This window comes from Streptomyces sp. NPDC093568 (assembly GCF_044764945.1).
GTDB lineage: Bacteria > Actinomycetota > Actinomycetes > Streptomycetales > Streptomycetaceae > Streptomyces.
Window position 1 is genome coordinate 1 of record NZ_JBIWJD010000038.1, and the last position, 12,933, is coordinate 12,933.

Here is a 12,933-nt window from a genome sequence, read left to right on the forward strand (position 1 = left end):
CCCCAAGTTCGCCGCCGCGTTGCGGCGGCGAACCGATCCGCGTTGCGGATCGGGAGCCGGCGGCTTGCCGCCGGACTGGGCCCGCGTTGCGGGCCCAGAAATGCCCGGGCGCAAGCGCCCGGGGGGCGATCCGCGTTGCGGATCGGGCAGGTCCGCTTCGCTCCCCTGCCTTGGGCCCGCGTTGCGGGCCTAGCTGGCTAGGAAGGGGCGGGTGGGCTTGCTGCGGGCTTGTGTTGGGCAGGGTGGAGCCATGTCTGATGCTGTTCCTCAGGGGAAGATCCGCTTACGTTTCATCGAGTTCACGGTTGATCCTTGGGACTCGGATGTCATGCGGCGGGTCTTGGATGTTGAGGCAGATCTGCTGACGTTCGAGGGAGGCTCAGCAACCTTTTGGTTGCGGGGTGTTGAGGTGTGCAGTTTCCCCTCTTCCCTCTTGAGCGGGGTCGAGCTGTCATTGGAGTCAGGGCCGGCTGCGCAGGCGTACTCGGTGGATGAGGTGCGCAAGCAGCATCCGAACGCCTATCAGCGGTGGACGCTGGAGGACGAGCAGCTGTTGCTGCAGCTTCACGCTTCTGGAAGTGGGATTGATGAGCTGGCCGGTCGGTTTGCCCGGCAGCCGAGCGCGATCCGGTCGCGTCTGGCGAAGCTGGGTGTGGGCGAGCTTCGCGAGCAGTCTCAGGGCTTGCCTTCTACTCCCCCATCCTGACGGCACTTCAGCGTGAGGCTGGCTTCGGTTGGTTGGCGAGTCGAGGGCGCGGGTGGGCATTGTCCTACCCGCGCTCTTCTCTTGAGGAAACTTGGGTGGATCCCGCGATGTGGTGGGGTCTGGGTGGGATCGTGTCAGGTGTGGCCTTCGGGTGTGTGTTGTTGTCGCTCGATCGAGTGCTTGCATCAAAATGGCTCGGGATAGAGTCTGTAATGAAGGGCTACTGCCCCCGTTGGTGCGGTGTGGAAGGCGGGAAGATCTCGTGTCAGGTCGGCATCGGCTTCGTCCCCATCAGATCGAGGCCGTGGATGCAGTGGTGCGGGCGTTGGGTCAGCCGCTGGGTGGGATGTGGCCGGAGGACGGTCTGCGGGCTCAGGTGGTTGCGGCTACGGGGGCCGGTAAGAGTCTGGTGGGGGTGCATGCGGCGCTGGAGCTGCATGTGGAGCGGGTGTTGGTGCTGGTGCCCACGCTTGATCTGCTGGGGCAGGTGGTGGGTGTGTGGCGGTCGGCTGGGCGTGTGGGGGCGATGTTCGGTGTGTGCTCGCCGCGTGAGGGTGGGGCGTTGGAGGTGCCGTGCACGACTGATGCGGGTCAGTTGGTGGCGTGGCTTGCGGCCCGTGGGCGGGTGACGGTGTTCGCGACCTATGCGGCGCTGGGGTTGGGGGTGTTGGGGCGGGCTCACGGAGGTGGGCTTGGTCGGTGGGATCTGGTGGTGGTGGATGAGGCGCACCGGACGTCGGGGGTGTTGGGTAAGCCGTGGGCGGCGGTGCATGACCAGAGGAGGGTGCCGGCGGCGCGGCGTTTGTACATGACGGCGACGCCGCGGTTGTGGGATGCGTCTTTGGAGGGTGGGTCGGCTCGGTTGGTGGCGTCGATGGATGACGAGCGGGTGTTCGGGCCGGTGGTGTACCGGTTGTCGCTGTCGGAGGCGATCGAGCGGGGGCTGGTCGCGCGGTATCAGGTGGTGTGTGTGGACATCGCGGATCCGCAGGTGCAGGCGATGCAGTTGGTGGGGTCGGATGCGCGCAGTGATGCGGTGCGGGGGCTTCGGCTGGGGGCGCTGCAGACGGCGGTGCTGAAGACGGCGGCTGAGCAGAAGCTGAGGCGGTTGTTGACCTTCCATTCCCGCACGAGTGAGGCGGAGGCCTTCGCGCAGGGGCTGGGTGGGGTGGCGAAGGCGTTGTGGGAGAGCGGTGAGGGGGGTTATCCGGAGCCGGGGGCGGTGTGGGCGCAGTGGCTGTGCGGGGAGCACAAGGTGGCTCATCGGCGGCGGGTGCTGGAGGAGTTCTCCTCGCAGTGCGCGGCGGACGGTTCGGTGTGGGAGCGGTGTGTGCTGTCGTCGGTGCGGGTGCTGGGTGAGGGGGTGGATACGCCGGGCTGCGATGCGGTGGTCTTCGCGGACGTGCGGGGTTCGGTGCCTGACGTGGTCCAGGCGGTGGGGCGTGCCCTGCGGATGCAGCCGGGTGAGGGCAAGATCGCGTCGCTGGTGGTTCCGGTGTTCCTGGGGCCGGGTGAGGAGCCGGACGAGATGCTCGCCTCGAAGGCGTATGAGGATCTGGCGAAGTTGCTGGCCGCGCTGCGGGCGCATGACGCGGAGGCGGTTGAGCAGCTCGCTGTCCCGCAGGCTGCCAGCCGGGCGGTGGTGGCCTCAGGTGTTGCAGGTGCGGAGCGTGGGGTCGGTGGTGCGGCGCAGGGGCTGTTGTCGTTCTCGACACGTCGGGATCCGGCGCAGTTGGCGGCGTTCATCAGCGCTCGGGTGCTGCGGCCGGAGGGCGAGTTCTGGCGGCGGGGGCTGCAGGCGGCGCTGGCGTTTCGCGGTGACCACGGGCATCTGCGTGTGCCTTACGGACACACGGCGCCCGACGGGTTCCCGCTGGGGGTGTGGATCTCCAACCAGCGGCGCCTTAACCGCCAGGGCGGCCTCGGCCCGGAGCGTGCTGCGCAGTTGGACGAGCTCGGCATGGTGTGGTCCCGCTTCACCGTCGCCTTCGACGAGGGCCTGGCCGCTGCCCGCGGATGGGCCGCCGAGCACGGCCATCTCCTGGCCCCGACCGAAGCTACCTGGGAGAACTATCCGGTCGGGGTCTGGCTGAAGAACCAGCGCGCCGCTGCCCGGCGTGCCGAGGGCCGGCAGCCAGACGCGGGTCGGGATGAGGGCTCTGAGGCCGGCGGACTGAGCCGGGAGCGGCGCCGTGCACTGGAGGAGATCGATCCCGCCTGGTGTCCGGTGTGGCCGGTGGCCTGGCAGCGGTGCTTCCACCTGGCCCGTACCTACCTTCAGGCCGGCGGCGCCCTGCCCGAGCAGGAAGGTGTGCTGATCCTGCAGGGCGAGGACATCGGACGCTGGGTGCACACGCAGCGGCAGGAGTGGAAGGCGCTGAGCACCGCGCAGCAGTGGCTGCTCGGCGAGGTATTGGGTATCCAGCCTCTCCCGGAGCAGCCACCTGCCGCGTCGGCGCCGCGGCGGAGCAGGGCGCAGAAATGGGAGGCGAACCTGGCGGCGGCCCGCCGGTACCGCACCAGGGAGGGACACCTGAACGTACCCCGATCACACACCGAAACCGTCGACGGGACCGAGCTGGCACTGGGAGTGTTCATCGCCAACTCCCGTGCCCGTAAAGCAACGCTCGCGGTGGAACGGGTCGAGCAACTGTCAGCACTTGGCATGCGGTGGGAGTGAGTTCAGCGTAGGTATGCTCAGAACACGTCGGCGTCCTCAAGTGCGGGCTGCACCACATCTATCCGAATGATGGTCCATAAGAGATCCTCGTCGCGCTCCGGACGCCAGCACCGCGCGAGCATGGCAAGCCGTTTGGCGAAGCAACCTCTAACCGACTCAGACATGTGGCCATTCTTGGGGCAGGTGGTTGACCTCGCGAAGGTCCGCTAGTGTCGCATCAGATGAGTCCGCAGTTGCCAGAGCGTTGCGGACGCGGTCTAGCTCTGCGGCCAAATCCGGGACCTCGAGAGACAGTTCATGTAGGTCTGTCTGTGTTTCGAGGTACTGAGACCAGAGGACACCTCTGCCGTGTTCGAGCAGCTCGATGCTACACCGCGGGTCTCCAGCCGTGATGGCACAGGATGCCGCTTTCGCCGCAAGGCCCATGTATTGGGCGACAGTACCCTCCTGCGTGGAGCGAGTCGTTCCTCTCCAGGCTAGGAGAGGAAGAACGTGCACTGCTGCCGTATAGCTGTCGAGCGCGTCGCTCCAACGGTTATTCATGGCGGCGTATCCGCCTCTGTAAACTGCGGCCTCAATGCGTTCCAGCGGAGTTGCTGTCGGGGACTCCGCGACCGACTTCCATGCGTCGAGCGCCGATTCCAGGTCATGGGGATCTTGCTCGGCTTCAAAGCGTCGTGCCAGGGCGATTCCGATATTGCGTTGGTACCCGGCCCAGTGGGCGGACCCCTTGGGTTCGTCTCGGAATGCTGTTTGGATAAGGACCAGCGACTCGTTCAGGTCATCGAGGTTGCGCTGACGCTCGAACCGGAGCAGGAGAAGAGCTGCAACGGCGTTCTGGATCACCGGCAGCATGTGGTGCTCGGGAGCCAGGATCGCCTCCATCGCCCTGGCCAGGTGGATCGCTTCGTCGAGTTCGCGAGGTTCGTCGATTGCCTCGACCCGGGCCTGCAATACAGCCAGGACTCTGTACTGTCGATTGGCCCATTGGGAGTGGCTGACCGGGGTGCGGTTCACTGCTTGAGTGCAGAGCAACCGTGCCCGATTCAAGTCGCCGGGGTTCTTGGTTTTTTTGAAGCGCAGCGTCAGCGCTCGGGCCAGTCCGGCCTGAGTCGCGGGAGTCTCAGGGCCTTCGGGTGTGAGCTCCCCCAGCGCCTCCTCACCGAACTGGATCGCCTCGGTGAGATCTGGGATGTTTCCGGTGCGTTCAAAGCGGGCCGTCAAGGCGATGCCAAGGTTCGACAGCGCGGCAGCCCGCCATTGGTCGCCCGGCTCAAGGTCTTCGACAGCTCCGCGAAGGTACGCGATCGCGGAATTGAGATCGTCAATCGCCCCATCGGCGCTGAATTTGGTTATACGTGACATACCGGCGATGTTCTTCCGCCTGGCCGTCGTGGGGTGGCCGTCCGGCGTCAACTCAAGGGCCTTGCCAATGGCCTCGACTGCCGCTTCGAGATCAGCGGCGTTGCCGTTCCTTTCGAAGCGTTCCCTCAACCCGAGAGCGAGTTCGGTCAGAGCCTGTGCACGGACGTCAGAGTCCGACAACGACTCAGCGATGGCGTCACGTCCCATGGCGATGGATGCATCCAGGTCTCCTGCGGCGTCAGCATGCCGGGATCGAGTCCGCAGGGCAGCCATGACAAGCATGCGGTACGCCGTTCGGGCGGGAGACCCCTCCTCGCTGCCATCCAGCGCTGCCTGTCCCGCGGTCAGGGCATCGTCGAGGTCGGCCTGATCGCCCGAATACTCGAAACGGGCCAGCAGCATGAAACTCAGACGGATATGCAGATCTGCCTGACCCGTGGCGTCCTCGGCTCCTGCCTGCACAGCCGCGGTGCAGGCCACTATCGCCTCATTGAGGTCAGCCGACTGCCTGGAGCGCCGGTACCGGGCCATGAGGGCCATGGCCAGCCGGTCCAGTACCGTCGTACGGTCGTCATAGACGGCAGGGAGAACGGCAACGGCCTCGCGTGCCTTCTCGACGGCCTCGTCGAGATCCTCACTGTGATCCAGCAGCTCGAACCGCGCTTGTAGGCTTGCGGACAGATTGCTCAGTCTGCCGGGTCGATCAGGATCATGCGGATCCGCCACGGTTTGCCGTTCCGCGTCGATGGCGTCGTCAAGATCGTCAGGCGAGCGGGTCAGGTCGTAGCGACGGTGCAGTTGGGAAGCGAGCTGCTTCAGGACGGTGACCTGCACGGCCGGTTTGACAACGCTGGCCAGGCGCGCTGACTCACGCGCCTCAATGATGGCCTCGTCCAGCGTTTTTCTGTCGCCGTGAAGCTCGAACTGTCGGTACAGCGTTGCACTGAGGATCCTCAGCATCTCCGGCCGCTCCGGGTCGTCCGGTGGCGTGGCTGCGAGGGCTGCCCGGGAAGCGGCCTCCGCCTGTGCCAAGTCCTTCGGTGCGGCTGTGTGGTCGAAGAGGGTCTGCAGGACCTGTCCGAGATTGGACTGGAGGATGGGCCTGCGGGGGTGGCTCGGATCCAGGGTGACTGCGGTATGGCTGAGAGCTACCGCCTCGTCCAGATCTCGCCTAACGCGTGCATGCACGAACCTGGTGCGCAGAGTCACGGCCAGGCCCGACACCCACACCGGGTACTCAGCAGCACTGTCCGATGTAAGAGCGACGGCTCGTCGCTGCGCCGCGACTGCTTCGTCAAGGTCGGCCGACTGCCGATTGCTCAAGAACCGGCGCCATAGCTCCACTCCCAGGTCGTGCTCCGCAGCGGCCTGCCAGTTCCCCTGATCAGACGTCTCGGCGGCTGCCTGGCGGAGCATTCCGATCGCGTGATCGCGGCCGTGCTCGTCGTTCTCTGCCTCGCTGCGTCGCAGCAGAGCCATGGCATGGGTGTACGACAACCCTGGAGGTACACGCGAAGGGTCATGCTGCCGGACCACGGCGAACAACTCGCCTGCCGCAGCAATATCGGTGTACTCACCGCTTTCTGGTCGCGCGCAGTATCGGAGAAAGTACACGAGTCCCGCTGTCCAAGCGACGTCGATCCGTTGCTTGCCGTCTTCCCGGCGGCCCGCTTGGAGGAGACGCTCCAATAGGCCGAGAACATCAGGGCCCAGCACAGCTTGCGAGTCGCCGTCTACCGTGAAGTCTGCGATGCGTTGATGCGCGGCTGCTAGCAGAGTGTCAAGCGGGTCGTCTGGCAACGAACCTCCTCAGCCTTCTTTCCCGTGTGGGTATGTGCCCTCACGGGAACGGGTCAAGCCTTGCCAGACACGGAATTCAGCAATTCTTGGTGTCCGATCGGCACTCCGAGCCGGTACTGGCCGCCTGTTTCCGTCTTCGTAGCCCTGGAGCAGGGCCAACCCCGTTTGGGGCCAGCATGGCATGCTCCTCTTGTCGAGTGGCTGGCCCGGGCGGGTGATGCTTTTGACTCCGTAGGCAATGACAGACGCTGATCAGGGGCATGGCCCTTGTGGCGTCAGTGCCGTGGCAGAGCCGAACCAGTACGACCGGGCAGCGAGCTCCATATGATCGTTGGCTTCCACGATGGCCTCGCCGCTGAAGCGACTTGACTTGCAAGGCACCGTCAGCTGCGGATCTATTCACTCAGACCCGCTTGCATCCGGAACAGATCCTCGCTCGCGCATGGCAGGGCCCGGCTGTGCTCAAGCTGTTGGACCAGATCGGGGAACAGACGGAAACCCACCCTCTGTCTCTCTGCCCCCGTGGCTTCCGACAACTACCGGAATCAGTGAGTTTCTTCGAGTTGGCCACCGATCAGGTGACGGTCCACGAACCGCAACGAGCGAGGCCCCCGGGCTGTTGATCGAGATGTCTGACGTCTCAACCACGCTGCTCGGGGGCCTCGTTGGTCATCTATCCTGCCGCACTCGACCTGCCCCATGCGCTCGTGGAGTGGGTCACCATGCTCGTTGTCACCCGTGAGGGCGACCGCCGCTGCAAGCTCCGCCCGTCCCAGCGCGCGATGGTGGCACTGGTGTACCTCCGCGAACACACCACCCTGGCGAAGATCGCTGCCGGATTCGGGATCAGCGAGTCCACCGCCCACGCCTACACCAGCGCGGTCGTCCACCTGCTTGCTGAACGTGCGCCGGGTCTGCTGAAGGTCCTGCGCGAGGCCGAGGCGGACTTCGTCCTGCTGGACGGCACGCTCGCCGAGTGCGACCGAGTCGGCGACGGACGGGCCGACTACTCGGCCAAACACCGCCGGCACGGGGTGAACGTGCAGGTGGTCACCGATCCGGGCGGCCGGCTTCTGTGGCTCTCACCCGCGCTGCCGGGCCGGGCGCACGACCTGACCGCTGCCCGCACCCACCGGATCATCCGGATCTGCGAGCGCCAGGGCGTCCCCATCCTGGCCGATCTCGCCTACCAGGGCGGCGGCCCCTGGGTGACCACGGGCATCAAACGCAGGCCCCTGCAGGAACTCACCCTCACCGAGAAGACCCGCAACCGGGCCCTGGCCGCGGCGCGGGCACCGGTCGAGCGCGGCGTCGCACGCCTGAAGTCCTGGCGCATCTTCCGCAGATCCCGGTGCAGCCCAAACCGCATGACGTCAATCGCCAAAGCCGTCCTCACCCTGGAGCGGCACCGCTGAAGAAGCTCAGTAAATCCTCAAGCATGCCAATCGCTTGTACGGGCAAGATCCGAGCAACCGCGCCAGGGGAGGGCGATGCGCCGTGAGCCAAGCGGACGGAACCAGCCCGGTTGACCGCAGGATGGTGCTTGCCCACGAGTGGGACAGGCTCGTGGAAGAGGTACACAAGCGCGGGTTCAAGGACTTCCTCAGTCCGCCGTCCCTGGAGACGCTCCTGCCCGCCGCAGCAGGAGGCCCCGTAGCCGTCATCAACCTCAGTGTGTGGCGCTGCGACGCTCTGATTATCACCACCGCCGGTGTACGCACTGTCGAGTTGCAGGACCTCACGCTCGAGCAGACGGTGGAACGGGTGACTCTCTACCTAAACACGCTGGAGGAAGCCGAACGGGCGGCGTACGCATACCAGCTGGTGGACCAGGCCACAGGCACTGATCCAGGTCGCGTCGCTATCCGTGACCGCACCCGCGCCGCGGCGGCTCTGATGAAGTCGAGGCAACGCACGGACGACATGCTCCGTTCGCTTCAGGAATGGCTCTGGGACTCAATCACCGCGCCGGTGCTCGGCGAGCTGAAGCTGGACCGTGTACCACCCCCGGGGGCTGCGTGGCCCCGGCTGTGGTGGTGTCCGACCGGCCCGCTGGCCATGCTTCCGCTGCACACTGCGGGCTACCACCACGAGAGCGGCGGAGATGTGCCACGTACGGTGATCGACTGCGTCGTGTCGTCCTACACTCCGACGTTGAGGGCGCTGCTGGAGGCCAGGACGCACCGGCGGGGTATCGAGCCCGCCGCTGGCCCGCCTGTTCACGACGGGCAGATGGATGCGCAGGGCGAGTTGGAGCGGGATCGCCTTCTGATCGTCACCCTGGAGGAGTTGCCGGGACAGGTGCGGCTCCGGGGCGCTACCGAAGAACGCGATGCCCTGATCCGGCTCGTACCGGAGGAGCGGCGGACTCTCCTGGACGCCGACGAAGCAACGTGGGCGAATGTCCGCAGGGAACTGCCCAAGCACCGGTGGGTTCATTTCAGCTGTCACGGTGGTCAAGACCTCAGACAGCCCTCACGCGGTGGTCTGTTCCTGCACGATCGGGTGCTCAGCATCGCCGACATCTCCGCCCAGCGGTTTGCCGGCGATTTCGCTGGCCTGGCGGCCTGCAAGACCGCTACTGGCGGAATCAGTCTGGTCGATGAAGCGATCAGCCTGTCGGCGGCCCTCCACTACACGGGATACCGGCACGTCGTAGCAGCGCTGTGGTCAATCGACGACGAGACCTCTGCAAAGGTGTTCAACGCCGTCTACGAGGACATCGTGGTGGACGGAGCACTGCGGCCGGACGGCGCCGCGCAGGCTTTGCACACCATCGTGCGTGCCCTGCGGACCGAGGACCCGCACCAACCCAGTCTTTGGACTCCCTTCACCCATACCGGACCGTAGGACTAAGCAGCGAGCCCTTGGCCTCAGAAAGGAGCGCCCTGTGCCGGACGATCCACCGGAAGCATCGCAGCCCGGAAATGTCTCTCCCCCCGTCGCGCAACCGTCCACGCCCCCAAATGGATCACTGCGCTTCGAGCCGATCACCCGTGACGAGTTCGCAGTTGCAGCAAGCAGGTTCATCATGAAGTCCGCCCCCGGTGGCGTCATCCTGAGCGGCCCGTGTCCGCGGTGCGATCACGCGATGGAGTTCGCTCACGTCACCGAGGTCTTTCGCAGTATCCAACTGCCGCGACTCCGTGCATCCCGTCGCCAGGAGCCGTCTGCCGCAGGATGGGAAAGGGTCCCCATGATGTGCACCTGCGAGTCTGAGCATTCCGGTCGACCACAAGACGAAGAAGGCTGCGGCGCCTACTGGAACATCAAGCTTGGGCCCGCCCAGCCATGAACCTCCGACTAACCCCCGGCCCTGCTGCTTCCGTCACCGACCGGCTCGCTGCCCGACAGATCCACCGGCTCGTAAAACACGAGTTGCCCCAAGTTCGTGCGGCGGCCCTTGCCTGGCGCAACGGCATCGGCGTCCTGCTGGCCGGGCTGATCGGATTCGGTCTCCTCAAAGGACGAAATGACGTTGGCCAATTAGCTGCACCGTACAGCGCACTCGTCGGAGTGATCCTGCTGTCTTCCCTTCTCGCCGGCACAGCGGCTGCCCTCTTCCTGTTGCGCGCGGCCCACGGCTACCCCGGGACGGTTTCCCTCCAGCCTCAGGTCCAGGACCACGATCCCAGCTCTCGGTCTGCCAGCGACCACTCCGAAGCCCTGCACGCCGGCAACGCTCTCTCCTGGGGTCTCGTCCTCTGCCTGCTCTGTATGGCCCTCCTTGTCACAGCCGTGGGCATGACGTGGTACGGCCCGAGCAAAGCCAAACCCGGCATCGAGGTCAGCACTCCCAGCGGCACGCGATGCGGTGAGGTAGTGCGGCTGGCAAAAGGCCAGCTCACACTCAAAACCGACAGTGGTGAAATCACTGTTGATCTCAGACGGGCCGAAGCCCTCAAGGCCGTCGACTCCTGTTCCAGGCAAAATCCCTAGCACCGTCGACATGTCGAGTGAGCTCGCTGCGGCATAGACACCGAGGCTGGGGCGTGGCCGGGGGGCAGTGGCGGTGGGACCCGCTCGCGGGTGATCCGCCGGCTGGAGCTCGTGGCATGGCGTGACCGCGATGCGGCTGCCGGAGGACCTTCGCCCACCCCGCGTGAACGGAGAGTGCACGGTCTCAGTCCCCTGCCCGCCGCGCACGTCGCCCCCGCCGAGCTCCACCTCGTGTGGGAACTCCCCGACTACGCCTGACAACAAGTCGTAACCTCGTGGCACCACCGACAGCCGCGGCAGCGAGCGCATCCAGCCCACCGCCTGGGTGCTCCTGCCCACCGCGCCAACCGAACCGGTCTGCCGACAGCACACACCTGAAGCAAACCGAACCAGGATTACGGCAACACTCGTGCAATCCCTAGCCGCGCGCAGAAGGCGCCGAGAGCATTGCAGGCGTGCTGCGATGTCAGGAGTCGTTGGGCTGCCCTACAACCCACCACTCGTCAGGATCATCCGCCGTCTCCTCGATGAACCCGTCGACGGCCGTGCCCATGCAGGCAGCGGAAGATCGTGGAGGGATGCTTCGGCGGTGTTCCCTGGTCATCTCCCAGTACTCACGGAACAGTTGGTTGTGCGTCAGTCGCTGCAGGTAGCTGAGCAGTTCGTCCCAGCTGAAGAGCCCGACGCGGTGGCTGAGCAGGAGCAATTCGTACTCTTGGTGCACGAAGAGCATCTGTTCTCGCTTGCCCTGCGGGAGATTGTCGAGCATGGTCATGCCAGACGCGTGGGCAAGCTTCGTCATCTCTGCGATGAGTTGTTGATGATGTTCGCGAAGTCGGGCTGTCGCCCCGTCCTCGCGATTTTCCCTCGCCTCGCTCCGTTCGGTGATCCTGCGGACGATGCGGGCCCAGCTCAGCGGGGTGCGCGCGCGCAGCCGCGTGGCGGCCGGGCCGCCTAGGGACGACTGCTCCAGCAACGCGTCGAAGTCAGCGTCCTGGTGGCCGGCCATGCTGTTCACCGTCCTTTCTGCTCTGCTTCTGCTTTGTCCGCCACCGGTAGAGACTTCCTTCGACGGCGCGAACTGATGCCGCGCCCAGGACCTGCCGGATCTCCTCCTGCATGTAGCCGTCGAGGGTCAAGGCCACGATGGCCCGCGTGTGCGCGTCCTGGATGCCGCTGAGGTGTTCCAGGACCTCAAGGTTGCCCAGCACTTCATCGGCCACGCTGAGAGTGGTGACGGGTGGTTCGAGGATCTCCTGCTGGCGCTGCACAGCACGGCGCTGTCGCTCCTCGCCTGCCTGGTAGCGGCGGAACTCGTTGGGGAAGTCAAATGCGCAGGCACCCATGAAGTAGGTGGTGATGCTCGCCCCGCCGTCTAAGGTCCAGCCCCCTTCGACAAGTGCGCGCTGCCGAAAACGAGGCAGGGCGCGGGCCACCGTCATGGTGGCCAGTTCTTCTCGTAGGTCGCTGCTGGAGGCCAGCTCTTCCATATCGAGTTCGTGCGGGTTGAGTCCGAAGCCGCGGTCGGCGACGAGCTGGAAGATAAAGCCGGAATGCATCCAGGCGCGCAGCACCGAGATGCCGTATCGGACCAGCTCGTCCACGAACCGTTCGTAGCGAGGCCCCTCGAAGCCGTCCTGGGCAAGTAGATCCACGATGCGCTGGTCGCGTGCCCTGCGGTCGATGCTCGCCTGCAACCGCCTGGCTTCGAGTCGGTCGTGGCCGTTCATCCGTTGCAAGTCGTCCGCAGACACGGGTGCGCCCAGATCGTGCGCACTGCGGCTGGCTGGGGGTTGTAGGTCCCGGGCCCGTGCAACCGCGTGCTGGTCGCCCTGCATCCCTACCCCCCTTCAGTCGCCGCCCCGTTCTCGCATCGGGGAGGGAATCAGCTCGCCAGCCCTTGTAGGTACGCCGGCAGGAAGTACCCCACGGTTTTCCTCAAGATCTTTTGAAGAGGCCGGAAAGCAGAGAGCTCCGTGGGGCAGCCCACCAGGCGTGACATAGGAGCGGCAGCGAGCAAGCCAACACCTAGGAGCAGCAGATGAGTTCCGCGCCCACCCCGGCTTCGTCCAACCCGCCCGGCCCTTCACAGCGTGGCCCGTTCCTGACGCTGCACACCGCTCTAGTCCTCGTGACGGCAGTGGTGATCGGCCTGGTCGTCGGCGGTCTCACCTTTCTGAGTGGCAGTGCGGCCGCCGGCGCGGCCCTCGCGGGCCTGCTCGGCGCGGGCGGCAGCGTGCCCGTGTTGCACGCCCTCATCGGCTGACGCTGAGACAGAGTTCTCCGAGCGATCTGCAACAAGTGTGAGGCTTTGCCGTCGTCCTTGACCGTCAGACGTAACGGGAACGCTGAGAGGTCGTTCTCTTTCCGAACCTCGTGTGTGGTTCTCGCTGGTCAGACATGAGATGGCCGCTGTCACGGGAGTCTCGGTTCGTTGCTGGCC

9 protein-coding genes are annotated in these 12,933 nt (G+C 65.7%); 6 read left to right on the forward strand and 3 right to left on the reverse strand.

Going from position 1 to position 12,933, the window contains the following annotated elements; all coding sequences use genetic code 11:
• The first annotated feature begins 250 nt into the window (after positions 1-250).
• Both ACIRD7_RS43020 and ACIRD7_RS43025 read left to right on the forward strand, forming a co-directional pair.
• Entirely contained in the window at positions 251-706 is a 456-nt protein-coding gene (locus tag ACIRD7_RS43020; protein ID WP_403461524.1) for a hypothetical protein, read from the forward strand.
• Positions 707-968: 262 nt separating this feature from the next.
• Positions 969-3,386 carry a Helicase associated domain protein gene (locus tag ACIRD7_RS43025; protein ID WP_403461525.1) on the forward strand — a complete coding sequence of 806 codons (2,418 nt, stop codon included), beginning with the start codon at positions 969-971 and terminating at the stop codon, positions 3,384-3,386.
• Positions 3,387-3,542: 156 nt separating this feature from the next.
• Here the strand turns inward: ACIRD7_RS43025 and ACIRD7_RS43030 are convergent, their stop codons facing one another.
• Complete coding sequence (locus ACIRD7_RS43030; RefSeq protein WP_403461526.1) at positions 3,543-6,551, reverse strand: hypothetical protein; 3,009 nt, start codon at positions 6,549-6,551, stop codon at positions 3,543-3,545.
• 665 nt (positions 6,552-7,216) lie between these two features.
• Here ACIRD7_RS43030 and ACIRD7_RS43035 point away from each other — a divergent pair.
• The 3 genes from ACIRD7_RS43035 to ACIRD7_RS43045 all read left to right on the forward strand — a co-directional run bounded on the left by ACIRD7_RS43035 (position 7,217) and on the right by ACIRD7_RS43045 (position 10,490).
• Positions 7,217-7,966: a transposase family protein gene (locus tag ACIRD7_RS43035; RefSeq protein WP_403461527.1), complete on the forward strand. Its 750-nt coding sequence runs from the start codon at positions 7,217-7,219 to the stop codon at positions 7,964-7,966.
• Between the two features lie 82 nt (positions 7,967-8,048).
• On the forward strand, positions 8,049-9,401 hold the full coding sequence (locus tag ACIRD7_RS43040) for a CHAT domain-containing protein (RefSeq protein WP_403461528.1): 1,353 nt from the start codon (positions 8,049-8,051) through the stop codon (positions 9,399-9,401).
• Between the two features lie 441 nt (positions 9,402-9,842).
• A complete protein-coding gene (locus ACIRD7_RS43045; RefSeq protein ID WP_403461529.1) occupies positions 9,843-10,490 on the forward strand; it encodes a hypothetical protein in 648 nt (215 codons plus the stop codon).
• Positions 10,491-10,956: 466 nt separating this feature from the next.
• Here the strand turns inward: ACIRD7_RS43045 and ACIRD7_RS43050 are convergent, their stop codons facing one another.
• A complete protein-coding gene (locus ACIRD7_RS43050; protein WP_403461531.1) occupies positions 10,957-11,499 on the reverse strand; it encodes a DUF6082 family protein in 543 nt (180 codons plus the stop codon).
• Complete coding sequence (locus tag ACIRD7_RS43055) at positions 11,477-12,244, reverse strand: hypothetical protein (protein ID WP_403461532.1); 768 nt, start codon at positions 12,242-12,244, stop codon at positions 11,477-11,479. Before ACIRD7_RS43055 ends, ACIRD7_RS43050 begins: the two co-directional genes overlap by 23 nt.
• Positions 12,245-12,531: 287 nt before the next feature.
• On the opposite strand from ACIRD7_RS43055, the gene ACIRD7_RS43060 reads away from it, so the two are divergent.
• The gene (locus tag ACIRD7_RS43060) at positions 12,532-12,756 is read left to right on the forward strand and encodes a hypothetical protein (protein WP_403461533.1); all 225 of its coding nucleotides are present in this window, start codon (positions 12,532-12,534) and stop codon (positions 12,754-12,756) included.
• Positions 12,757-12,933: the final 177 nt, after the last annotated feature.

Bases quoted from the DNA above. Each gene is read 5' to 3' on its own strand.
- ACIRD7_RS43020 (WP_403461524.1), top strand. From the start codon at position 251: ATGTCTGATGCTGTTCCTCAGGGGAAGATCCGCTTACGTTTCATCGAG.
- ACIRD7_RS43045 (WP_403461529.1), top strand. From the start codon at position 9,843: ATGAACCTCCGACTAACCCCCGGCCCTGCTGCTTCCGTCACCGACCGG.
- ACIRD7_RS43050 (WP_403461531.1), bottom strand. From the start codon at position 11,499: ATGGCCGGCCACCAGGACGCTGACTTCGACGCGTTGCTGGAGCAGTCG.
- ACIRD7_RS43060 (WP_403461533.1), top strand. From the start codon at position 12,532: ATGAGTTCCGCGCCCACCCCGGCTTCGTCCAACCCGCCCGGCCCTTCA.